Genomic DNA, 22820 nt, shown 5'->3' with positions numbered 1-22820 from the left:
TAATGAGAATGGTAGATATTATTGCAAAAAAACGTGACGGCAAAGAATTAACGACTGAAGAAATCAAATTCTTTATTAATGGATATACAGACGGAAGTATTCCTGATTATCAAGTGAGTGCACTTGCAATGGCAATCTTCTTTAAAGATATGACAGATCGCGAACGTGCAGATTTAACGATGGCGATGGTTGAGTCTGGTGAAACGATCGACTTATCAGCAATTGAAGGAATTAAAGTAGATAAACATTCAACTGGCGGTGTTGGTGATACTACAACATTAGTATTAGGACCATTAGTTGCTGCTTTAGATGTACCAGTAGCAAAAATGTCTGGTCGTGGTTTAGGACATACAGGCGGAACAATTGATAAATTAGAAGCGGTAGAAGGATTCCACGTTGAAATTACGAAAGAGCAGTTCATTGATATTGTAAACCGTGACAAAGTAGCTGTTATTGGACAAACAGGAAACTTAACACCTGCAGATAAAAAGATTTATGCATTACGCGATGTAACAGGAACGGTTAACTCAATTCCTCTCATTGCAAGTTCAATTATGAGTAAAAAAATTGCAGCAGGTGCTGACGCAATCGTACTTGATGTAAAAACAGGTGCTGGTGCATTTATGAAAACAGAAGAAGATGCAAAAGAATTAGCACATGCAATGGTACGTATCGGAAATAATGTAGGACGTCAAACTATGGCTGTTATTTCAGACATGTCACAACCGCTTGGTTTTGCGATTGGTAACGCTCTAGAAGTAAAAGAAGCGATTGATACGTTAAAAGGTGAAGGTCCAGAAGATTTAACAGAATTAGTACTTGTATTAGGTAGCCAAATGGTCGTACTTGCGAAAAAAGCAAATACGTTAGAAAAAGCTCGTGAAATGCTAATTGAAGTGATGAAAAACGGAAAAGCAACTGAGAAGTTTAAAGAGTTCTTAAGCAATCAAGGCGGAGATAGCTCAATTGTAGACAATCCAGAAAAAATGCCACAGGCGAAGTATGTAATTGATGTACCTGCAAAAACTTCAGGTGTTATTTCTAACATTGTTGCAGATGAGATTGGTATTGCAGCTATGTTACTTGGTGCAGGTCGTGCAACGAAGGAAGATGAAATCGATTTAGCAGTAGGATTAATGTTACGTAAAAAAGTTGGCGATGCAGTAAAAGAAGGCGAGCCATTCGTAACAATCTACGCAAATCGTGAAAATGTAGAAGATGTAAAAGCAAAAATTTATGAGAACATCTCTATCGCTGAAACAGCAGTGGCTCCTAAATTAGTTCATACAGTTATTACTGACTAATCATCATTTCGTTTACTTTGAGGGGGAAATAATATGGGTAAGAAAAAATATATTGAAGAAGCAAACAAGATGTTATCGAAAGCGTATATTCCGTATTCTAAATTTCCTGTTGGCGCAGCGTTAGTTACGAAAGAAGGGAAAATCTATACTGGTTGTAATATAGAAAATGCTTCTTACGGTTTATGTAACTGTGCAGAAAGAACAGCAATATTTAAAGCAGTATCAGAAGGTGAGCGCGATTTTAGTTACTTAGTTATTACAGGAGAAACTGATGGACCGATTTCACCATGTGGTGCGTGTAGACAAGTAATTGCTGAATTCTGTGATCCGAAAATGCCTGTATTATTAACGAATGTAAAAGGTGATGAAAAAGAAGTGACTGTTGAGCAGTTACTGCCAGGTGCTTTCTCAATAGAAGATTTAAAATAAATTGAAAAGCCATTCTACAATTATTATTTGTGGAATGGCTTTTTTATTTTCAAAAATTGAATGTAATATTTTGTTCATACTCCGTTCATAAACTTTGCTTAAAATAATTGCAGCGAATATAGAAAGTTTACAACAGGAGGAATAGAATGAAGAAATTATATAATGCGGCATTTATTTACTTAATTATTGGTTTATTATCAGGTGTATTTGCAAGAGAGTATTCGAAAGCACAAGGAATTAAAGGATCCACAATATTGCAATTAGTGCATACACATGTATTAGTGCTCGGTTTTGTATTCTTTTTAATTGCTTTAGCCTTATGTAAAGTGTTTCATGTACAAGAAACAAAGAGCTTTTGTGCATGGTTTGTTGTTTATAATGTAGGAGTAATCTTTACTATTGCTACAATGCTATGGAGAGGTCTTCTACAAGTAAATGGAACTGACTTTTACGGTTTAAGCCATATGGCTGGATTAGGTCATGTTATTATAAGTGTCGGGCTCGTTTGGTTTATGATGTTGCTCAAAAAGTCTTTTAAATAGATAGGAGTGGGAAGAGTATGATAGCACTTTTATCAAGTATTTTAGCGGTTTGTATGGCTGTTGGTGTCATGTTTCTGCGCTTTAAAGCAGCGAAAAAGCCGGTAACGAAAAAGAAAATTATATTGCCGCCAATTTTTATGAGTACAGGCGCAACGATGTACTTTTTACCAGAGTTTCGATTAACATCGTTAGAAATAGTTGAGGCAATTAGTATAGGGCTTATCTTTTCTATTTTTCTTATTAAAACAACTAAGTTCGAAATAAAAGGCGAACATATATTTATGAAACCGTCAAAAGCATTCATATTTATTTTAGTAGGCTTATTAGCTGTACGCGTGGCATTAAAGTCATATTTAAGCCAATCAATTGATTTGGCAGAGTTAAGCGGCATGTTTTTCTTACTTGCATTTGCGATGATTGTGTCGTGGAGAATTGCAATGTATCGCTCGTTTACTAAATTAAAAAAGACAATAAAAAGAGCTGGAATTTCTATATAGGAAATCCAGCTCTTTTTATGTTTTATTAGAATTCTTTAGCTCGGAACTCATTTGCTTAATTTTAAACGTATTTGAGCATCTTGTAATGCAGCAGGTGTAACGTTAAGACCATTTTGATCAACAATTTTTGTGTTTAATAAAATGGAATCTAAGCTTCCACGAAATGTTTGTGTATAGTTTTGGCGCAACATTTGTTGTTCTTGTTTTTCATCAACTGTTAATCCATTCGCTTTTTCTTTTTTTGACAATTCGTTAATACGGAATAAAATGTTTTGCATTTTGTTCACCTCTTATTTAAATTTAAATTAGTAACTTACTAATTTATAGTTATTGTAACTTGTTTAGTTGCCTGTGTCAATACTATCTAAAATTTAGTTAAAAATTGACGAAAAATTATAACAATAATAGAATGAAGTGTATTGAATAATTAGTTTCATAATTATACATAAAACGCTAGGGGGATTATCATGAAATCAACATTTTTTGCTCAAAATAGAGAACGATTAGCAAACACATTACCAGAGGGGTCTATTACGATTTTATTTGCGGGACAAGCACCGCATATGTCAGCTGATGCACATTATAAATTTGTACCGAATCGTAATTTTTACTACTTAACGGGAATCGATGAACCAAATGTTATTTTTATGCTGAAAAAGGTTGGAAGTAGTGTTGAAGAAACACTTTTCATTGAAAAGTCAGATCCAGTAATGGAAAAATGGGTCGGTAAAACAGTTTCTAACGAAGAAGCAGAGAAAATTTCAGGTATAAAGAAAGTTGTATATTTAGATAGCTTTGAAAAGACAATGTCAAATATACTTTTTACAGAAAATGCGAAGCATCTATATTTAGATATAGAACGTCGTGATTGGAATGGTACGGAGACAAAAACATTAGCATTTGCTAAACATGTAAGAGAAAAATACCCACACGTAACAATTGGTAATGTATATCCGAACATTTGTGAATTACGAGTATTTAAAACAGAGGAAGAAATTGAAATTATTAAAGAAGCGATTGCTATAACGAAAGACGGTATTTACAACGTACTTAAGCATGCAAAAGCAGGCATGATGGAGTATGAATTAGAAGCACAATTTGATTTTACACTGAAGTCATCTGGCATTAAGTACCATGCGTTCAATACAATTTTGGCGAGTGGGAAAAATGCTACAGTTCTTCATTATGAAGATAATGATGCACAAATTCAAAATGGTGACTTAGTATTACTAGATTTAGGTGCTCAAAAAGACTACTATAACGCTGATATTAGTTATACATTCCCGGCAAATGGAACATTCTCTAGTCGCCAAAAACAAATTTATAATATTGTATTAAAAGCATTAAAAGAAACAACAGAGATTATTAAGCCAGGATTAAAGTTCGCTGCATTAAATGAGCATACAAAAAAGGTACTGGCAGAAGAGTGTAAAGCAATTGGTTTAATTCAAGAAGATGAAGAGTTATCAAAATACTATTATCATGGTGTCAGCCATTTCCTTGGTTTAGATACACATGATGTAGGAACATATAAAGATAGAGTGTTAGAAGAAGGTATGGTTATAACAATTGAACCTGGTCTTTATATTGAAGGAGAATCAATTGGAATTCGTATTGAAGATGACATTCTTGTAACGAAAGACGGGTATGAAAACTTGTCAAAAGATATCATTAGGGAAGTTGAAGAAATTGAAGAATTTATGAGTGTAAATAATGAACATGTAAAAGGAAACCAAGCTGTAGTTAAATAATAAAAGAGTCATCACTAATTTATTTGAACTTTATCTCGAATCGTGGACAATTAAAAAATCCATGATTCGGGATAGGGTTCTTTTCTTCGAAATACTAATCTTTAATTATTAATCCTAATAAAGTAGCAAACTGAACAGCTTGATATGTCGATACTTTACATCCTCTTAAATCGTTCACTGAAACTGTAAGTGTATCAAAGGTAGAAGAACTAATATCTATCCCCTTCAGTGATGTCTGATCAAAATTAGCTTCATCAAGACTACATAATTGGAATTCAACTTTTTTAAGTTTACAGTCAAAAAAATCTGCATTATTTAATGAAGTTTCATTGAAGATGATTTTTTCTAGTTTAGAATTTCCAAATGCCGCTAAATTCAAAATTGAATTCTCAAATTTAACATTTCCTAAGCTAGATCCTGTGAAATTTACTCCGATTAATTTACTGTTTTTAAATTCGACTCTGTGAACAGAAGAATTACTTAAATTAACATTTGATAAATCACAGTTTTCAAAACAAACATCTGTAATATCAATATTGCTAAAGTCTGTATTAGTAAACTTACAGTTTTTTATCACCGCATCATATAACCGCACTCTATCTACAGATTCATTTTCGAAAGTGGAGTCTATAATTTCACACACTTCCAATGTTGGATCTTCTTCATAAAAAATATCTTGAAAATTCTTTGAAGATAACTCTGGTGAAATTTTTGGTCTATCAATTTTCATCGTATATCAATCCTCTTCTATTTGATATATTTGTGTAATTTGAGTCCATTGTCTGTGAGGAACATTAGTTCTTATTATACAGAAATCTAAGTTCTTTTGTGAAGAGCATTTTAGCTGCATTTTTCTTATTTAATAATAGCAGTGTTATTGTTTCTTAAGAAATAACGTCAAAACAAATACGAGAACGGCTAATATAGTCGCTACAAGGAAAGCATTTTGTATTACTAAAATATTCGTCTCTTGTAATGTCTCCGCTTTTAGTAATTTTCCAATTAGCTTACGTAAGATCTAATTACATCTCCTTATTTTCTTGAAAATCAACTTCTATAATGATTTTGAAAAAGAATAAGGAGGGATTGTCCATGAAGCGAGTTGTATTAGCAGCCGTTACTGTCTCTGTAATATTTTTAATTGCTGCCTGTTCTGTGACGACAAATACAACAAATGATCATAAAAATATGAATGATAACAAAACACTACAGACTGAAACAGCTACAAAACCATTGAAGGTTGAAAAAGGGCCAGAAGTTACTTTAATAGCGAAAGAAGAAAAGCAAAAATTAAGTAACGGTGTTATTGTTCCAGTCTGGACATTTAATGGCTCATCTCCTGGTCCAGAAATTCGAGTGAAAAAAGGTGAAAAGGTGAAAGTGACATTAAAAAATGAATTATCTGCACCAGTATCTATTCATTGGCATGGATATCCTGTCCCAAATAACATGGATGGAATTCCGGGCGTGACACAAGATGCAGTTGAACCAGGAAAAAGTTTCACTTACGAATTTGAAGCGAACGTACCAGGAACGTACTGGTATCACTCGCATCAAGATTCTGTAAATCAATTAGATAGAGGTTTGTATGGAGCGCTCATTGTAGAGGATACAAAGGAAAAATATGATAAAGATTACACATTACTGTTGGATGAATGGGTTACAGATAAAGAAGAAATTAAAAAGCAGTTAAAAGAAATGACAAAAGGGCAAATAGGTAATAAATCTAAAGGTGATGAAAATACGAAAAAGAATGATGATAAGAACGGCATGGATCATTCTGGTATGGACATGGGCAGTGATCAAAAAGACTCTGGCAATATGGCAGGAATGGACCATGGAAATATGAAGATGGAAGGTCATGATATGAGTATGTATGATTTATTCACAATCAATGGAAAAAGCGGTGATTTAGTAGTGCCATTGAAAGTGAATAAGGGAGATAAAGTTCGTCTTCGACTTGTTAATGCTGGTTATCTATCACATGATATACATGTTCACGGTCATGATATAAAAGTAATTGCGACAGATGGTCAACCAATAAACAATCCAAAAGTTATAAAGGATAAAGTAATTTCAATCGCACCGGGTGAACGTTATGATATTGAATTTACTGCTAATAATCCTGGGAAGTGGTATGTTGAGGACCATTCAAAAAATAAAGGTGCAAAAGGAATGAAAGCTGTTATTGAGTATGATGGCAGCAAAGAGATGAAAGATAAAGCAGATGAAAAGGGAAAATTAGCGAAATTAGATATGACGAAATATGGTGCTAAAAAATTAGGTAGTTTCACGTTAAATCAAGAGTATACTGCCACATATAATATGGACTTAAATACGCAAATGAATGAAAATGAAATGGTATATACAATTAACGGAAAGGTATTTCCGGATATTGACCCAATTCAAGTAAAAAAGGGTGATTTAGTAAAAGTGAAATTGGTAAATCGTTCTAAAATGGATGATCACCCAATGCATTTACATGGTCACTTCTTCCAGGTGTTGAGTAAAGATGGAAAACCGATAGAAGGTTCTCCAATTGTAAAAGATACATTGAACTTAAAACCAGGAGAAGAATATGAAGTAGCCTTTGTAGCAGACAATCCCGGTGAGTGGATGTTCCACTGTCACGACCTACATCATGCTTCAGCAGGGATGGTAACGGAAGTGAACTATACAGATTATAAATCTGACTATGTTCCAAACCAAAACATTCCTAATAAGCCAGAATAATAGGAAGCAGTTATCCTATGGATAGCTGCTTATTCATTTTTGTTGCAAGTACTAATGTATATGTTGATTATGCCCAGGTGAAGGTGCAGGAGTATGATGTGGGAATGTCGCGAATACGGCAACGATAATTACTACACTAATTGAAAGTAATAACAAAAAACGCTGTTGGATAAAAGTAGAAAAGTTCTCCGATAACAATTGAATCACACAGGACATAGTAATCGTTATAGTAAGTAAAAGGCTAATGAACAATATACTATGAGCTTGTTGAGCGTTTAACATTTCTGTAATCATTGCTCCCATCATACTTGCCATTAATCCAGAGAACAGTCCTTCTAAAGCAGTATATAGGTGAAAACGTAGACCCACTAAAAAACCGATAAAACCACTAATTAAAATAGCAAGTAAAGTAGAATATAGTAATTCCCCCTTAAAGAGAATGCCTAAATAAAAACCAATACTTAAACCGATACTCATACTAAAAGACATAATAAATACCATATACTCCATTAGGGTACCCTTACGTTTAGAAATATTGGATGCAATAAGAATTGAGGTACAGCAAAGTGTTAAGGTAGTTAACGTATAAGCAAACATTATGATACCTCCTTGTCCTATCGTTCATTTCATCATATGTGTACTTATGATAATTTATATCTGCATATTATCTGCACAATTTCATAGATGTAAGCAAAGGAACGCTTGATTTTTTAGGGCGTCTTTTTTAATTGTAAGCATGTGAAAGAAATTGTTATATTATGAGTTTCTATTGTGAAGCCATAAAGAATAAGCGTATAATATTATAGGTCTCACATTTGCGAGACAAACCGCGAATGATAAATAAGATTGTTGTTTTATCATCGCTTCTAAACATATAGACAATGAAAGTAACACTGGAATACAGATAGGGAGTTATAAAATGAAATTAATTATTGCCGAGAAACCAGATCAAGGGTTGGCTCTTGTTTCACAGTTTAAATATCGCCGGAAAGATGGATATTTAGAAGTAGAAGCAAATGAGTTATTTCCAAATGGAGCGTACTGTACATGGGCAATTGGTCATTTGACGCAGTTATGTAATCCAGAGCATTATCACGCAGAGTGGAAAAAATGGTCACTTAATACATTACCGATGATTCCAGAGCGTTTTCAATTTGAAGTAACAAAGTCAAAGTATAAGCAATTTAACGTTGTGAAACAGCTGTTACATAATCCACAGGTAACAGAAATTATTCACGCAGGCGATGCTGGGCGTGAAGGGGAACTAATCGTACGAAATATTATTAATCTTTGTAATGTGCAAAAGCCGATGAAGCGTCTATGGATTTCGTCTTTAACGAAGCAAGCTATTTATCAAGGGTTTAAAAATTTACTTGATGAATCAGATACAATTAATACGTATTACGAAGCATACACAAGATCTTGTGCTGACTGGGTTGTTGGTATGAATGCATCACGTGTGTTTAGTATTTTGCTAAAGAAAAAAGGAATGAATGATGTATTTTCTGCTGGTCGTGTCCAAACACCAACGTTAGCATTGATTGTAAAGCGTGAGAAAGAAATTGAAAACTTTAAGTCAGAGCCTTTCTGGGAAGTGTTTGCAACCTTTAATATAGAAGGAAAGAAATATGACGGGAAATGGGAGAAGGATAATGAATCCCGCTTAAAAGACCCTGATATGGCGAATAAAATTGCGGCATTTTGCCAAGGGAAACCGGCTGTTGTGAAGGAAATGAAAACGGAGCGTAAAGAGTTTCAGCCGCCGCTTTTATTCAACTTATCATCACTGCAAGCAACGGCAAATAAAGCCTTTAAGTTTTCACCGAAAAAGACGCTTGATATAACGCAAGCACTCTATCAAAAAGGGATTGTTTCTTATCCACGTTCAGATTCTAACTATGTTACTCAAGGAGAAGCAGCGACTTTCCCTGATATTTTACAGAAGTTAAGTCAGTTTGATGAATATAAAGGCTTATTACCGGCACCAATTGAATCCATTATGAACAATAAGCGTTATGTGAATGAAAAGAAAGTAACAGATCACTACGCAATTATTCCGACAGAGCAAGTTACAAACCCAAGCAGACTATCCGGTGATGAAAAGAAAATTTACGATATGATTGTAAGAAGGCTCATTGCAGCTCATTATGAAGTTGCAATCTTTGACTATACAACAATCATTACGCTTGTAGATGAACGCGCTGAATTCATTTCAAAAGGAAAACAGCAAATTCAAGAAGGTTGGCGTAAAGTTATTTTCCAAGACGATAAAGATGACGAAACCATTCTTCCAATTGTAGCTGAAGGTGAAGAAGGAAAAGTTGTAAAGGTGAAAGTGAAAGAAGGAAAAACACAGCCACCGAAGCGTTATACAGAAGGACAACTTATTACGTTAATGAAAACAGCCGGTAAGTATTTAGAGAATGAAGAGCTAGAGAAGGTATTGAAGAAAACAGAAGGTTTAGGTACGGAAGCGACCCGCGCGGGTATTATTACGATGCTGAAAGACCGTAAATATATAGATGTAAAGAAAAACCAAGTGTATGCGACTGATAAAGGAAAAGTATTAATTACCGCAATTGGTGACAAAATACTAGCTTCACCGGAAATGACTGCGAAATGGGAACAGCGTCTTGCGGAAATTGGTGAAGGTACAGCTTCACCAGCAACTTTTATGGAACAGACGAAAAAGCTATCAGCTAAAATTATTGAAGACGCAGTGGAAATGTCTGAGAAGTGGGATTTCACGGGACTACATGTTGAATCGATTGAACGAAAAGGATCGAAATTTACAACGGGTAAAAAGGTTGGTAGCTGTAAAAAATGTGATGGCGATGTAATTGATAAATCAACGTTTTACGGTTGTTCTAACTATAATACAACGCAATGTGATTTCACCATTTCAAAGAAGATATTAAGTAAAACAATTTCGCAAAAGAATATGACAAAGCTCTTAAAAGGTGAAAAGACCGATTTAATTAAAGGCTTTAAAAAGGGCGAGAAAACGTTTGATGCGAAATTAGAGTGGAAAGATAATAAGATTAATTTTGTATTTGAGAATTAATTTGTTAAAAGAGCATGACATAAAATTGTCATGCTCTTTTGTTTTTCTTTGAAATGAAATTTAACGATAAAAAAAATGCTTTAAATAATAAAATTTTATTGTAAAACGATAAATTTTATATTAAAATCAAAATCATAATAAATGAGTGAAGTACTTTTGTTAAAAGGTAACAATCTTATTTTTTTAATTAGAGGAGGTATAATTATGAACAGTAACAATTTGATTGTTAAACATATGGATAACCCCCATGAGTTGGAGAAGATGTATAGAAAAGATCCGAAAGCTTTTAAAAAAGCATTCTCACAAGCATGGGACCAAAACCCTGATTCTCAAATTCTAGCTGCTTGGTATGAAAGGTTGCATTTCAAGGAGAAAGTAAATAAAGAAAAAACATCTTTGTTTCAAAAAGGTTTCTTATTCATGGGCCTTTTAGCTATTCTGGCCGGCATAAGCACCAGGATCATTTTCCACTTTGTTGAGCAGGAAGCAATTGCTCCAATAAACTTGGCTTTTGGTGTAATTCCCTTTATTGCTGCTTATTTTGTTTACAATAATAAGCCGAAAAAAAGTATTATTTATTCCCTTATAGCGTTATTCCTAGTTTCCGGGGTGTATCTTAATACGTTGCCAATAAATTATAAAGACAGTACCATACTTGCTTATTTACATCTTCCTATATTTTTATGGGTCTTAGTAGGGCTTGCGTTTACAGGAAATGAATATTCAAAAGGCGGTACAAGATTAGCCTATATTAAATTTAATTTAGAATATTGTCTTCTCTACGGGAGCATGGCAGTGAGCGGAATGATACTAGCAATATTCACCATGCGTTTGTTTAGCTTTGTTGACTTAGATATAGGAGAATTCTATTTTAGTAATGTTGTTTTATTTGGAGCAGCGGCTCTCGCTATTGTGGCTGCATACTTAGTATCAATGAATCTTAAGCTTGCTAAAAATATTACACCATACATATCTAAAATCTTTAGTCCGCTTGTCCTGGTCACATTGTTTATTTATCTTATAACGATAATTTTGGTCGGGAAAAACCCGTTCTTGGATCGTAATTTCCTAATGGCATTCAACGGAATACTGCTTGGTGTATTGGCTGTTACTATATTTTCTATCGTTGAGAGTGACTCGGACGAGAAAAAGAACATTTCAGATTATATAAATTTTTCCTTAATTGTTCTGGCGCTTATTATTGACACTGTCGCATTGTCAGCCATAGTATTCAGACTTTCTTCTTACGGGATTACACCTAATAGACTAGCTGTTTTAGGTGTAAACATACTGATCTGGGCAAACCTAATTTGGATTATGTTTTCCTATATGCGTTTCTTGCAAAACAAATCAGGACCAAAAGCTATTCAAGATGCCGTTACGAAGTATTTGCCAATATACGGACTTTGGGCAGCTTTCGTTATATTTACGTTTCCTATCATTTTTAATTAGAAAGGATCTGTTAATGCGGGAGTGGTGAGGGCTAATAATCATTGGGGGATGAACAAAACCCCCAATGATTAAAGTTTCACTTTATTATAATTGGTATTATTATGTTTGTAGTTTCGGTAATTTCATTTGTAATGATAAATAAGAAATAAGTGTTGTATGTAATCTTTCCATAATAAAAAACGTCCCAAAATGGGACGTTTTTTATTATGCGTATTGCCGTTTTTTCTTAATAAGCAACAAAACTTGTGACACACAAGCTAGTACCGGTAACTCAATCAATGGTCCAATAACGAGTGCAAGTGCGATAAGAGGTTCGTCTGGAAAAGCGGTTACAGCGATAGCGAGTGCAACAGGTGAGTTTCTTGCTAACGTTGTTAAGCTTAGACTTACTGTATCTTTGTAAGATAAATGCATCATGCGCCCGATAAATTGTCCTAGTAAAAAATTAATGATGAAGAACAATAGAACAGGAACGAGTAATAATAAAACAACATTCATATTTTGTAGTAAATATTTACCTTGTGATGCAAACATCGCTACTATTGCTAAACTTAAAAATACAATTTGAGCAGAGCTGAAAAACGGAATGAGTTTATTCTCGAGAGTTTCAGCTTTTTTCATTTTATTCATAATGAACTTTGTAGCGTGTGCAAGTATAAATGGTAAGACGATTACGATAACAATACTTTCTACTAAAACAGAAATCGCTACAGTTTTCATGACACCAGCAAATAAAAATAAATAAATGGGAAGGAGCAGTACTTGCAAAATTAAATTTACAGGTAAAATTGTAGTAGAAAGTGCTACATTACCTTTCGCTATTTCAGTAAAGATTAAGTACCAATCTGTACATGGAGTAACCATTAACATTATAAATCCAACCCAAAGTGCTGGATGATCGGAAAGAAATAGTGCTCCTAACCCCCAAGCGAGTAAAGGTGTCCATAAGAAGTTAATAGTAAGACTTGTTCCAGCAAATTTTAAATTGCGAAATCCGTTTTTTATTTCTTTTAATGGAATGCTGAGGAATAATCCATATAGCATGAAAAATAAGAAGGGGACAATAAATTTGTCTGAATACGTATGTATCATATTAAATTGTCCGAGTACGATGCCGCATGTAACAGCAAAAAGAATAATAAAAGTTTGAATCTTTTCTATAGTGCTCATGAATAAATCCTTTCTATATATGAATTTTCCTCTCTAAGTTTATTATACAAGTAATAAAGATGTATTTGGTGTTCAATTGTATCTCGCTTAATATTTTTAAGTCGAGATTTTATTTTTTATTAAAAGTTACTTGACTAAAGTAAGTGGCTATATTACAATCACTTACATAAGGTAATTAAATAACAAAAAGTTACAATGGCGTAACTTAAGGTATCTATTGGAACTTTTTCTTAGAATAAGAATTTTTATGATGATGAATAATGAATATGAAAAGAAAGATTAGGTGAAGAAAATGGGACTATTTAGCTCATTATTTGGTAAAAAAGAAGAAAATAAGAATGTAGAGGGGAATAAAAAAATGTCAAAAGTATTATTTGTAAAAGCAAACGATCGTCCAGCGGAGCAAGCAGTTAGTTCAAAAATGTATGAAACATTTGTAAGTACTTATAAAGAAGCAAATCCAAATACAGAAATTACGGAATTAGATTTATTTGCATTAGATCTTCCTTATTACGGAAATATCGCGATTTCAGGTGGATATAAACGTAGCCAAGGTATGGAGTTAACAGCTGAAGAGGAGAAGGCAGTTGCTACAGTAGATCAATATTTAAATCAGTTTTTAGAAGCTGATAAGGTTGTATTTGCATTCCCATTATGGAACTTTACAGTACCAGCACCATTAATCACATATATTTCATACTTATCTCAAGCTGGAAAAACGTTTAAATATACAGCAAATGGCCCAGAAGGTTTAGTTGGTGGTAAGAAAGTAGTTGTGTTAGGTGCTCGTGGTTCAGATTACTCTTCAGAACAAATGGCTCGTATGGAAATGGCAGTTAATTACGTAACAACTGTACTTGGATTCTGGGGAATTACAAATCCAGAGACAGTTGTAATTGAAGGACACAATCAATATCCAGATCGTTCACAACAAATTGTTGAAGAAGGTCTAGAAAACGTTAAAAAAGTAGCAGCGAAATTTTAATTTATGATAGTAAATGGAAAAACCAACATGGATGACCGTGTTGGTTTTTTAGTCTATTTTTCATGTTAAAAAATGTATATTTATAAAATAAAAGAAAAGTTCGAAAATAGTATTGCAAAATATTATATAGCAAACTATAATGAGTTCAAGAATAGTTGATACTTAAATTAAATATTCAGAAAATTCAATTAGTTAAAATTGGAAAATGAGATAAGGAAATTTGAATGGGGGTTATATTATGGCGAATAAAGTACCGTTTTCGTTCATAGTAGTTATTGGATTAATGTTATTTGCACTATTTTTTGGAGCAGGAAATTTAATTTTCCCAGCGATGCTTGGTCAATCAGCAGGAGAGAATGTATGGATTGCTAACGCTGGATTTTTAGTAACTGGTGTTGGATTACCATTACTAGGTGTACTAGCATTTGGTTTTTCAGGTAAAGATGATTTACAGTCATTAGCAAGTCGTGCTCACCCAGTGTTCGGGATTGTATTTACAACAGTTTTATACTTAGCGATCGGTCCATTATTTGCAATACCGAGAACAGGAAATGTATCTTATGAAATTGGTCTTAAGCCGTTTATGCCAGAGGGAGTAGGTTCTACACCTTTAATTCTTTTCACAATTATATTCTTTAGCATCACTTGTTTTTTTTCGCTAAATCCCGCGAAAATTGTCGATATTGTTGGAAAAATTTTAACGCCAATTAAGTTGACTTTCATCGGTATTTTAGTAATCGTTGCTTTTATACATCCGATTGGAGATATGCAAGCACCAGTGGAAGCTTATACATCACATGCATTCTTTAAAGGATTCCAAGAAGGATACTTAACGATGGATACGCTTGCATCATTCGTATTCGGGATTATCATCATCAATGCTATTAAAGAAAAAGGTGCGAAAACGAAAACACAAATTATGGTCGTTTGTGCAAAAGCGACAATAATTGCAGCATCTATTTTAGCAATTATCTATACAGCTCTTTCTTATATGGGTGCTTCAAGTGTTGCAAAGCTTGGACATTTAGAAAACGGCGGAGAAGTATTAGCGAAAGTTTCTAACTACTATTTCGGATCATATGGCGGAGTATTATTAGGATTAATGATTACAGTAGCTTGTTTAACAACTAGTGTGGGACTTGTATCAGCATGTTCTTCATTCTTCCATAAGTTATTCCCAAATGTTCCTTACAAAGCAATTGCAATCACGCTATGTGTATTTAGTGCAATTGTTGCAAACGTAGGATTAACACAGTTAATCGCAGTTTCTGTTCCAGTATTAACAGCAATTTATCCACTAGCAATCGTATTGATTTTCTTAACATTCTTCCATTCATTATTCAAAGGAAGAGCTGAAGTTTATCAAGTGAGCTTAATCGTAACATTTATCATCAGCTTATTCGATGGATTAAGTGCAGCTGGAGTTAACATTGAAGTAGTAAGCCAAGTGTTCACTAAATTCCTTCCGATGCAGGAAGTAGGATTAGGCTGGATCTTCCCAGCGATTATCGGTGGATTTATCGGATATGGCATTAGCGTTGTAAAAGCAAAAAATCAAGTTCAACCAGCAACTAGAGCGGATAAGAAAATAGGTTAAATAAAAAAGTTATAGAACTTGTTTCTATAACTTTTTTTGTTACTATTAATAATGAGAAAAAATAAAGTAGTAGGGGAAATAAAATGAAAAAAACAATTGATCATATCGGAATCGCAGTTCGTGATATAGATAGTACCATACGTTTTTATGAACAGGTTCTATCAGGAGAATTAATAGATCGTTACGTAAGTGAGGCACCAGGTGTAGAAAGCGAAGTAGCCATTCTTGAAGTGGATGGAGATAGAATTGAATTACTTGCGCCGACAAATAACACCACTTCACCAATTGCCCGATTTATAAAACAAAAAGGTAAAGGTGTACATCATGTTGCGTATCGTGTCGATGATTTAGATGTGGCTCTAGAAGAGTTAAAAGAACAAGGTATTCGGACATTAGAGCATACACTACGCATTAATAAGCACGGTAGAAGGTTAATTTATCTTAACCCAGCGGATACTGAAGGAACGATTATCGAGTATTGTGATTATCCGGAAGAGAAATAGAAGAGGGATATTTTTTTAAAGGTGTTACGTAATAACGTAATACCTTTTTATTTATGTATTTCACATTTTCTTCACAAATGATTCACGATAACTTTTCTTCTTTGATAACTTACATAAATATATTTTATGATATAATAACAATCGGCTTTAAAAATGTAAGTTGTATCTATCGTGATAGTTACTATTATATTAGAAGTTTATATTTAATCAGGTTAATATTTCGCCCGAGAATCAAACTTCGGAAGTTAAAGTAATGAAAATAGAGCAATGAGGAAGAAAGAAGTGAAATGAGTGTGAAAGTAATGAGAAGATTAGGGACATGGCTATTACTTGTGTGTGTGCTTATCATATTGATACCGCAAAGTGCATCTGCTCATGCGTACGTTGTGAAATCAAACCCTACTGAAAATGAAACATTGAAGAAAGCACCATCTGTTGTAAAAATCGAATTCGATGAGGACATACAAGTTTCAAGTTTTAATACATTGTACGTGAGAGATACATCAGGTAAAAGGGTCGATTTAAAAGATGCTCATATTGATAAAAAAAATAAAAAGCTATTAGAAGCTGGATTAAAAGACAATCTCAAAAATGGTCTTTACTCTATTCAGTGGAAAGTGATTTCAGCTGATGGACATCCAATTCAAGGAGTTATCCCGTTCCGGGTTGGATTAGCGGAAGCGGAAACAGACGATATACAAGTGGAAGAGATGGGCTACGTCCCACAAATCGATATGATTATGGAACGTGGAATTTTATATACAAGTTTCTCACTATTTATAGGAGTGCTATTCTTTAATCTTATTATGTATAAAGGCAATGCAACCTCGGTTCGATCAAGGAGTAAGAACATAATATGGATCTCTTTATTTGGGATATTGATTAGCTTGTTATTCAATCTACCACTGCAAGCGAAAATAAATGCTGATGTTTCATGGCTAGAAGCATTCAATCCTTTACTATTAAAAGAAACATTACAGCTTTCTGTTTTTGGTTATGTATGGATTACTCAAATGGTTCTCATTAGTACGCTTATAATTGTTACGTATTTTGCGGTGAAGCATGAGAAGTTTTCGTCGTTTAAAGTATGGAGTATTCCAATACTATTGTTTATAGGGCTACTTGTTATGAAGGCCTTTAATAGTCACGCATACGGTTTAAAGTTTAAAGACATTGCTGTCGTTATGGATTTTCTACATTTATTAGCAGCTTCATTATGGGTTGGTGGTTTATCATCTATTATTCTTCTTTTATGTAAAGAGGATAATAAGTGGCATATGTATTGGGATATGATTAAGCGTTTTTCACCGTGGGCAACAGGTGCTGTCATTGTGATTTTAATAACAGGCCTTTTTAATAGTACATTTTTTATTCCAACAATCCACTCGTTATTTGATACGAAGTATGGATTGGCTTTATTAGCAAAGATACTATTATTTATTTTCATGGGGATATTGGGAATTATTCATTATGTGAAAGGGAGAATAAGAGCGCAGCAAGGATTAGGAGCTACGGTGAAAGTAGAGTTTGTCATTGGAATTATCATTTTCGTAATCGTAGCTTTTATGACAAACGTACAAACACCACCGATGCCTCCTACTGGACCATTTACAGAGAGTAAGCAATTAGATAATGGATATGAACTTACGCTAAATGTAAGTCCGAATAAGGTAGGACAAAATAAATTCCATATTACACTAAAGGACGAAAAGGGACAGCCTGTTACTGATATGGAACAAATGATATTGACGACTCAATCATTAGATATGAACATGGGAAAAGGTTCATTTAAAGTTTCAGTAGTTTCACCAGGAGAATATGAAGCAGAAGGTATGTATATTAATATGACAGGAAACTGGAATATACATGTTCATGGATTAACAAAATCTCTTGATAGTTTCGATACAGATTTTAAATTTATTGTAGGTGGCAGATAAAATTTTACCAATCATGCTGCTAGCGAGTAGCAGGATAAACAGATGTTATAGATGAAAAGGAGTAAATAGAAAATGAAACGTATAAAAAAATTAGGAACAACAATGATCGCAACAATTATTGCAATGGGAATGTTTTCGTTACCTGTTAGTGCGCACGTCACTGTAAAACCAGCAACTTCTGACGTTAGTTCTTGGGAGACTTATACGATAAAAGTACCAGTTGAAAAAAATGTAGCAACGACAAAAGTTACACTGAAAATACCGTCTGGAGTGGAGTTCCAACAGTATGAACCAGTGCCAGGATGGAAAGTTGAGGAGCAAAAAGATAATGCCGGAAAAGTTAAAACTGTAGTATGGGAAGCGACAGGAGAAGGAATTTTAACAGGTCAGTTCCAGCGATTTACTTTCGTCGCTAAAAATCCGGATAAAGAGCAAAAAATAGCTTGGGACGCATATCAACAATATAAAGATGGAGAAATTGTTGAATGGACAGGTGATGAAAAAGCTGAAAAACCGCATTCACTTACTACAATTGCAAAAGGTACGTCATTAACAGGAGAACATGGTGAAGTGTCTAGTGTAGAAAAAAATGAAGGTACTAGTAATATGCAATTGATAGCAATTGTCTTATCTATTTTTGCCATAGTATCGTCGGTAAGTGCGTGTGTTTTTGTAGTACGTCGTAAAAAGTAAGACGTAAGAAAGAGCCTACAAACAGTAGGCTCTTTCTTACGTTTATTTCAATTCAACTTGCTGCCTTACAGCAAGTGTTTTCGGTTTTATATTTACAAAACAAATACTCACAACAATAAATAATAGTCCGATGAATAAGCTAATGGTAATAGCCTCATGTAAGAAAATTGAACTTACAATAATAGCTATTAGTGGAATGAGGAATGTATAAGCCCCAACTTTACTTGCTTCACCAGCTCCAACAAGTGTGAAGTATGCAAGCCACCCCATTGCAATAACAAAGAATGAAATAAAGAGAAGTACGCTAACAAATGGCATACTCCAAGCGATACTAGACCAGCTTTCAAACTCTGAACCAAATCCAATTAAGCAAAGGCCACCAATAATAAGCTGAAGTGTTACCATCCAAATGGCATTAACACGGTGACCAGTCTTCTTAATAAATACTGTGCCAAGTGCCCAGCCGATAGCGCATCCTAACGCGAGAAGGATTCCAATGATAGAAATATGTCCTGTTAAACTGCTAGAGCTAATAACACCTACACCAATAAATCCGAGAACAAGCCCGAAAATTTTCAAGCCGTACATTGATTCTTCAAGCCATATCCACGAGAAAATACCGAGTAAAACTGGTTGTAGAAATACAATGGCGGAAAATAACCCAGCAGGCATATATTGAAGGCCGACAGTTTGTAATCCGTAAAATATAATGATGTTAAGTAAAGAAGAAATAACGTATAAATGCCACGTTTCTTTTAAATGTAACTCTTTGTATTTCGGTAATGCGAACAGGAGTAAAATGAATCCTCCAATTAAAGTTCGAACGCCTGCAAATAAAACAGGTGGTGTATAATGCAGGGCAAACTTTGATAAAGGCCAATTGATTCCCCACATGAAAACGAGAAAGGTAAGGATGATGGCCGTCTTAGTTCGAGAAAGCTGTGTCACTGAAAGACCTCCTTGTTGTTATTCATTTCACTATGATATGATATCGACTGTAATAAATAAAATGAATCTTTTTTATGAGGAGTATAAGTGATTAGTTATGACCATTACACAACTGCAAGTATTAATAAAAACTGTTGAGTTAGGTAGTTTTACGAAAGCTGCCAGGGTATTAAATATGACGCAGCCAGCTGTTAGTCATGCGATTTCAAGTATTGAGTCAGAGTTAGGAGTTACTATTCTTATACGTGATAAACGAAAAGGGCTCCTCGTTACGGATGTAGGAAACAGGATTCTTGTACATATTAGAGAGATTTTGAACGGTGTAGAGAAGATTGAACAAGAAGTTGCGATGGAGAAAGGACACGAAGTTGGGACGATTCGAATTGGTAGTTTTCCGAGTGCTTCTGCACATTTCTTACCCAAAATGATAAACCTTTTTAAGGAGAAGTATCCGAAATTAGAAGTGGTTCTTTGTGAAGGAACGATTAAAGAAGTTGAAGATTGGTTAGTATCGAGGGTTATTGATATAGGAATTGTTATTTTGCCTAATAAAGATATGGAGATTGTTCCATTAACGAAGGGGAAAATGGTTGCTATCTTAAGAGAGGATCATCCTCTCTGTAAGAAGGACTCTATTACAATTAGTGATTTAGAGAATGAACCAATCATATTATGTAAGGGCGGATACGAACCACCTATTATTGATATGTTTAAACAAGCAAACGTACCACTTCGGGCTGAGTATGTAATTTCGACAGTTACTACAGCTTTAAATATGATTCAAGAAGGATTAGGCATTGCAATATTAGCTGAATTATCTTTAACGAATTTACCAAAAAATGTGCAAACGAGAGAATTGGAACCACAAGTATGGAGAGAAATTGCTTTAGCTGTTCCTTCATTAAAGGATTCTTCAATCGCTGTGCAGCTATTTATTGAAGAATTTCAATCGCTATTTGCAGAATAAAAAGAGGTGTCTCATATATCATAATGGGACACTTTTTAATTTACTTATAAAAAATCTATGAAAAGGATTGACTTATTTTTCAGTTGTAACTATAATGATTACATCGAGGTGGTGATTACGATGAAAATTAGTAGCCGCTTTTCCATAGCTGTTCATATTTTATCTATTTTGAAAAACAATCCATCTTCACTTTGTACTTCAGACTATATGGCTGAGAGTGTCAATACAAATCCAGTAGTCATTCGTAAAATCATGTCGTACTTGAAACAAGCTGGCTTTGTTTACGTAAATCGTGGACCGGGTGGCGCGGGATTACTAAAGGATTTACATGAAATCACATTGTTAGATGTGTATCATGCAGTGAACGTAGTCGAAGAAGACAAGCTATTTCATATTCACGAGAAACCGAATCCAGATTGTCCAATTGGTGCGAATATTCAAGCGGTGTTAGAAATTATTTTAATTCAAGCACAATCCGCGATGGAAGAAGTTTTGAGAAATATTACAATGGGGCAGTTGTTTGAAACTTTGCAAGAAAAAATGAATGCTTAAATCATATTTATATTTTTTTGTCATTAATGTAACTGATTTGATTACAACAATAAAGGTAAGGTGTAAAAGTTATGACTGTAAAAATGAAAGTATACTCAGATTTTATATGTCCGTTTTGTTTTTTAGCAAAAGGTCCATTAGATGAGGTAGCGAAAGAGAAAGATGTAGAGATTGAATGGATGCCATTTGAATTACGTCCAAGTCCATATGCAAAAATAGATCCATGGAATGAACCAGAAAAATTAGGTTCATGGGATGCTTTCATTCTTCCGACAGCGAAGAAGTTAGGAATTGATATGCGCTTGCCACGTGTTTCACCGCATCCATATACACATTTAGCTTTCGAAGGATGTCAATTTGCGAAAGAACGTGGACTAGGTAATGAGTATCATCACCGCGTATTCACAGCATTTTTCCAAGAAGAGCAAAACATTGAAGATATTGATGTGTTAACAAAATTAGCGGTAGAAGTAGGACTTCCTGAGGCGGAATTTAAAGATGCTTTAGTAACTCGTAAATATAAAGAAAAGCATCAAGAAGCAATTCAACACGCATATGATGAAGCGAATATTATGGCTGTTCCAACTGTCATGATTGGAGATGAAGTCATTCAAGGGCTTGCTAGTAAAGAAACACTAGAAAGGGTCATTGATAAAGAAATTGAAAAGGATAAAACAAATTCATTTGAAGGTATGCAATGTAATACCGATGGATATTGCTAATTCGCTTGTTATGAAATAAAAAAATAAATTATAAAACAAACATTTGGAGGAATTAAAATGTCAGCAACTACAACAAACTTAAAAGAAGCAATCGTGAACCGCCGTTCAATTCGTAAAGTAGCAAAAAACGATGCAATTACGAAAGAAAGAATTGAAGAAGTGTTAAAAATAGCTTTACACGCACCAACATCTTTCAATATGCAAAGTGGTCGTATGGTTGTATTAATGGATGGAGAGCATGAAAAGTTTTGGGATATCGTTAAAGAAACACTAAGAGCCCGCGTACCAGCAGAAAACTTTGAAGCGACTGTAGAAAGACTAAAAGGCTTCCATGCAGGTGTAGGAACAGTTCTATTCTTTGAAGATCAAGCAACTGTAGAAAAAATGCAAGAAAATGCGCCATTATATAAAGATCAGTTCCCATTCTGGTCTCATCAAGGAAATGCGATGTTACAACATACTGTGTGGATGCTATTATCTGCTGAAGGAATTGGAGCGTCATTACAACATTACAACCCAATCGTAGATGCTGAAGTGAAAGAAACTTGGAACATTCCGGCAGAGTGGAGCTTAGTAGGTCAAATGCCATTTGGTGAACCAAACGAACAACCAGCAGAAAGAACGTTCTTACCTACTGAAGATGTAGTGAAATTTTATTAAGAAATACAATATGTAACGAGAAGGAAGCTGTGCTTAAAAACAGCTTCCTTTTTTGTAGTGGTGTTAATTTATGCGTATTTAGGGAAGAAATATAAGAAATAATACGGTGAGAAGGGAATTAGAAAAATGAATGATGAGAAAAAATATACAGTGGTAGGTACTGATGTTGAGGAAGTAAAGCGTTTAAATAAAAATTCAGGGTTAACGTATAATCAAGTGAAAGAAATGTTAGCAAAGCAAATGCAAAAAAAGAAGTAATTAGATTGAAATCTTTCATTTTTTCATTTAGCATTTTGATTGGAGAGAGTTAAGTA

At 34.2% G+C, this 22820-nt stretch carries 23 protein-coding genes; 18 read left to right on the top strand and 5 right to left on the bottom strand.

The features are described from left to right. The first annotated feature begins 2 nt into the window (after positions 1-2). From ACK1U5_RS09395 to ACK1U5_RS09380, 4 genes are all read left to right on the top strand, one after another. Positions 3-1304, top strand: coding sequence for a pyrimidine-nucleoside phosphorylase (locus ACK1U5_RS09395; RefSeq protein WP_069605412.1), 1302 nt, complete (start codon positions 3-5; stop codon positions 1302-1304). 33 nt (positions 1305-1337) lie between these two features. Beyond that, positions 1338-1733, top strand: coding sequence for a cytidine deaminase (locus ACK1U5_RS09390; RefSeq protein ID WP_000516778.1), 396 nt, complete (start codon positions 1338-1340; stop codon positions 1731-1733). Positions 1734-1879: 146 nt separating this feature from the next. Then, entirely contained in the window at positions 1880-2275 is a 396-nt protein-coding gene (locus ACK1U5_RS09385; RefSeq protein WP_069605411.1) for a DUF2871 domain-containing protein, read from the top strand. Positions 2276-2292: 17 nt separating this feature from the next. Further along, on the top strand, positions 2293-2772 hold the full coding sequence (locus ACK1U5_RS09380) for a CcdC family protein (RefSeq protein WP_000561046.1): 480 nt from the start codon (positions 2293-2295) through the stop codon (positions 2770-2772). A 47-nt stretch (positions 2773-2819) separates the two neighbouring features. Here the strand turns inward: ACK1U5_RS09380 and ACK1U5_RS09375 are convergent, their stop codons facing one another. Then, on the bottom strand, positions 2820-3050 hold the full coding sequence (locus ACK1U5_RS09375) for a DUF896 domain-containing protein (protein ID WP_001179612.1): 231 nt from the start codon (positions 3048-3050) through the stop codon (positions 2820-2822). 189 nt (positions 3051-3239) lie between these two features. On the opposite strand from ACK1U5_RS09375, the gene ACK1U5_RS09370 reads away from it, so the two are divergent. Continuing rightward, positions 3240-4523 (top strand): aminopeptidase P family protein, encoded by a 1284-nt coding sequence (locus ACK1U5_RS09370; protein WP_000842970.1) that lies wholly within the window; start codon positions 3240-3242, stop codon positions 4521-4523. A gap of 94 nt (positions 4524-4617) precedes the next feature. On the opposite strand, the gene ACK1U5_RS09365 is transcribed toward ACK1U5_RS09370, so the two are convergent. Beyond that, the gene (locus ACK1U5_RS09365) at positions 4618-5253 is read right to left on the bottom strand and encodes a pentapeptide repeat-containing protein (protein ID WP_000687273.1); all 636 of its coding nucleotides are present in this window, start codon (positions 5251-5253) and stop codon (positions 4618-4620) included. Positions 5254-5615: 362 nt separating this feature from the next. On the opposite strand from ACK1U5_RS09365, the gene ACK1U5_RS09360 reads away from it, so the two are divergent. Next, positions 5616-7256: a multicopper oxidase family protein gene (locus ACK1U5_RS09360; RefSeq protein WP_030025079.1), complete on the top strand. Its 1641-nt coding sequence runs from the start codon at positions 5616-5618 to the stop codon at positions 7254-7256. 51 nt (positions 7257-7307) lie between these two features. Here ACK1U5_RS09360 and ACK1U5_RS09355 read toward each other — a convergent pair whose 3' ends face one another. Further along, positions 7308-7853, bottom strand: a complete 546-nt coding sequence (locus tag ACK1U5_RS09355) for a hypothetical protein (RefSeq protein ID WP_069605410.1) — start codon at positions 7851-7853, stop codon at positions 7308-7310. A 322-nt stretch (positions 7854-8175) separates the two neighbouring features. On the opposite strand from ACK1U5_RS09355, the gene topB reads away from it, so the two are divergent. Together topB and ACK1U5_RS09345 are read left to right on the top strand one after the other, a co-directional pair. Further along, the gene (gene topB, locus ACK1U5_RS09350) at positions 8176-10320 is read left to right on the top strand and encodes a DNA topoisomerase III (RefSeq protein WP_000766764.1); all 2145 of its coding nucleotides are present in this window, start codon (positions 8176-8178) and stop codon (positions 10318-10320) included. Between the two features lie 204 nt (positions 10321-10524). Further along, a complete protein-coding gene (locus tag ACK1U5_RS09345; protein ID WP_069605409.1) occupies positions 10525-11772 on the top strand; it encodes a DUF4153 domain-containing protein in 1248 nt (415 codons plus the stop codon). 204 nt (positions 11773-11976) lie between these two features. Here ACK1U5_RS09345 and ACK1U5_RS09340 read toward each other — a convergent pair whose 3' ends face one another. Further along, positions 11977-12942, bottom strand: coding sequence for an arsenic resistance protein (locus tag ACK1U5_RS09340; protein ID WP_000103818.1), 966 nt, complete (start codon positions 12940-12942; stop codon positions 11977-11979). A 292-nt stretch (positions 12943-13234) separates the two neighbouring features. On the opposite strand from ACK1U5_RS09340, the gene ACK1U5_RS09335 reads away from it, so the two are divergent. The 5 genes from ACK1U5_RS09335 (at position 13235) to ACK1U5_RS09315 (ending at position 18657) form a co-directional block, all read left to right on the top strand. Further along, positions 13235-13927, top strand: coding sequence for an FMN-dependent NADH-azoreductase (locus ACK1U5_RS09335; RefSeq protein ID WP_069605408.1), 693 nt, complete (start codon positions 13235-13237; stop codon positions 13925-13927). Positions 13928-14165: 238 nt separating this feature from the next. Beyond that, the gene (gene brnQ / locus ACK1U5_RS09330) at positions 14166-15524 is read left to right on the top strand and encodes a branched-chain amino acid transport system II carrier protein (RefSeq protein WP_001284785.1); all 1359 of its coding nucleotides are present in this window, start codon (positions 14166-14168) and stop codon (positions 15522-15524) included. Positions 15525-15607: 83 nt separating this feature from the next. Beyond that, positions 15608-16027, top strand: a complete 420-nt coding sequence (locus tag ACK1U5_RS09325) for a VOC family protein (RefSeq protein WP_000750855.1) — start codon at positions 15608-15610, stop codon at positions 16025-16027. A gap of 287 nt (positions 16028-16314) precedes the next feature. Next, positions 16315-17964 (top strand): copper resistance CopC/CopD family protein, encoded by a 1650-nt coding sequence (locus ACK1U5_RS09320; RefSeq protein WP_000114337.1) that lies wholly within the window; start codon positions 16315-16317, stop codon positions 17962-17964. 72 nt (positions 17965-18036) lie between these two features. Then, complete coding sequence (locus tag ACK1U5_RS09315; protein ID WP_069605407.1) at positions 18037-18657, top strand: YcnI family copper-binding membrane protein; 621 nt, start codon at positions 18037-18039, stop codon at positions 18655-18657. Positions 18658-18699: 42 nt separating this feature from the next. On the opposite strand, the gene ACK1U5_RS09310 is transcribed toward ACK1U5_RS09315, so the two are convergent. Then, positions 18700-19605 (bottom strand): DMT family transporter, encoded by a 906-nt coding sequence (locus tag ACK1U5_RS09310; RefSeq protein WP_000192805.1) that lies wholly within the window; start codon positions 19603-19605, stop codon positions 18700-18702. A 97-nt stretch (positions 19606-19702) separates the two neighbouring features. On the opposite strand from ACK1U5_RS09310, the gene ACK1U5_RS09305 reads away from it, so the two are divergent. From ACK1U5_RS09305 to ACK1U5_RS09285, 5 genes are all read left to right on the top strand, one after another. Next, a complete protein-coding gene (locus ACK1U5_RS09305) occupies positions 19703-20572 on the top strand; it encodes a LysR family transcriptional regulator (protein ID WP_000156771.1) in 870 nt (289 codons plus the stop codon). Between the two features lie 120 nt (positions 20573-20692). Then, on the top strand, positions 20693-21124 hold the full coding sequence (locus tag ACK1U5_RS09300) for an Rrf2 family transcriptional regulator (protein WP_069605406.1): 432 nt from the start codon (positions 20693-20695) through the stop codon (positions 21122-21124). Positions 21125-21195: 71 nt separating this feature from the next. Next, a complete protein-coding gene (locus ACK1U5_RS09295; protein WP_016117599.1) occupies positions 21196-21846 on the top strand; it encodes a DsbA family oxidoreductase in 651 nt (216 codons plus the stop codon). A gap of 57 nt (positions 21847-21903) precedes the next feature. Then, positions 21904-22506 carry a nitroreductase family protein gene (locus ACK1U5_RS09290; RefSeq protein ID WP_069605405.1) on the top strand — a complete coding sequence of 201 codons (603 nt, stop codon included), beginning with the start codon at positions 21904-21906 and terminating at the stop codon, positions 22504-22506. 126 nt (positions 22507-22632) lie between these two features. Further along, a complete protein-coding gene (locus tag ACK1U5_RS09285) occupies positions 22633-22764 on the top strand; it encodes a hypothetical protein (protein ID WP_000997344.1) in 132 nt (43 codons plus the stop codon). Positions 22765-22820: the final 56 nt, after the last annotated feature.

Source organism: Bacillus sp. XB1 (genome assembly GCF_053557995.1).
Note: the sequence above shows the minus strand (reverse complement) of the source record. Positions and strands in the feature narration are given on the sequence as shown.

Bases quoted from the DNA above. Each gene is read 5' to 3' on its own strand.
- ACK1U5_RS09395 (WP_069605412.1), top strand. From the start codon at position 3: ATGAGAATGGTAGATATTATTGCAAAAAAACGTGACGGCAAAGAATTA.
- ACK1U5_RS09390 (WP_000516778.1), top strand. From the start codon at position 1,338: ATGGGTAAGAAAAAATATATTGAAGAAGCAAACAAGATGTTATCGAAA.
- ACK1U5_RS09385 (WP_069605411.1), top strand. From the start codon at position 1,880: ATGAAGAAATTATATAATGCGGCATTTATTTACTTAATTATTGGTTTA.
- ACK1U5_RS09380 (WP_000561046.1), top strand. From the start codon at position 2,293: ATGATAGCACTTTTATCAAGTATTTTAGCGGTTTGTATGGCTGTTGGT.
- ACK1U5_RS09375 (WP_001179612.1), bottom strand. From the start codon at position 3,050: ATGCAAAACATTTTATTCCGTATTAACGAATTGTCAAAAAAAGAAAAA.
- ACK1U5_RS09370 (WP_000842970.1), top strand. From the start codon at position 3,240: ATGAAATCAACATTTTTTGCTCAAAATAGAGAACGATTAGCAAACACA.
- ACK1U5_RS09365 (WP_000687273.1), bottom strand. From the start codon at position 5,253: ATGAAAATTGATAGACCAAAAATTTCACCAGAGTTATCTTCAAAGAAT.
- ACK1U5_RS09360 (WP_030025079.1), top strand. From the start codon at position 5,616: ATGAAGCGAGTTGTATTAGCAGCCGTTACTGTCTCTGTAATATTTTTA.
- ACK1U5_RS09355 (WP_069605410.1), bottom strand. From the start codon at position 7,853: ATGTTTGCTTATACGTTAACTACCTTAACACTTTGCTGTACCTCAATT.
- topB (WP_000766764.1), top strand. From the start codon at position 8,176: ATGAAATTAATTATTGCCGAGAAACCAGATCAAGGGTTGGCTCTTGTT.
- ACK1U5_RS09345 (WP_069605409.1), top strand. From the start codon at position 10,525: ATGAACAGTAACAATTTGATTGTTAAACATATGGATAACCCCCATGAG.
- ACK1U5_RS09340 (WP_000103818.1), bottom strand. From the start codon at position 12,942: ATGAGCACTATAGAAAAGATTCAAACTTTTATTATTCTTTTTGCTGTT.
- ACK1U5_RS09335 (WP_069605408.1), top strand. From the start codon at position 13,235: ATGGGACTATTTAGCTCATTATTTGGTAAAAAAGAAGAAAATAAGAAT.
- brnQ (WP_001284785.1), top strand. From the start codon at position 14,166: ATGGCGAATAAAGTACCGTTTTCGTTCATAGTAGTTATTGGATTAATG.
- ACK1U5_RS09325 (WP_000750855.1), top strand. From the start codon at position 15,608: ATGAAAAAAACAATTGATCATATCGGAATCGCAGTTCGTGATATAGAT.
- ACK1U5_RS09320 (WP_000114337.1), top strand. From the start codon at position 16,315: ATGAGTGTGAAAGTAATGAGAAGATTAGGGACATGGCTATTACTTGTG.
- ACK1U5_RS09315 (WP_069605407.1), top strand. From the start codon at position 18,037: ATGAAACGTATAAAAAAATTAGGAACAACAATGATCGCAACAATTATT.
- ACK1U5_RS09305 (WP_000156771.1), top strand. From the start codon at position 19,703: ATGACCATTACACAACTGCAAGTATTAATAAAAACTGTTGAGTTAGGT.
- ACK1U5_RS09300 (WP_069605406.1), top strand. From the start codon at position 20,693: ATGAAAATTAGTAGCCGCTTTTCCATAGCTGTTCATATTTTATCTATT.
- ACK1U5_RS09295 (WP_016117599.1), top strand. From the start codon at position 21,196: ATGACTGTAAAAATGAAAGTATACTCAGATTTTATATGTCCGTTTTGT.
- ACK1U5_RS09290 (WP_069605405.1), top strand. From the start codon at position 21,904: ATGTCAGCAACTACAACAAACTTAAAAGAAGCAATCGTGAACCGCCGT.
- ACK1U5_RS09285 (WP_000997344.1), top strand. From the start codon at position 22,633: ATGAATGATGAGAAAAAATATACAGTGGTAGGTACTGATGTTGAGGAA.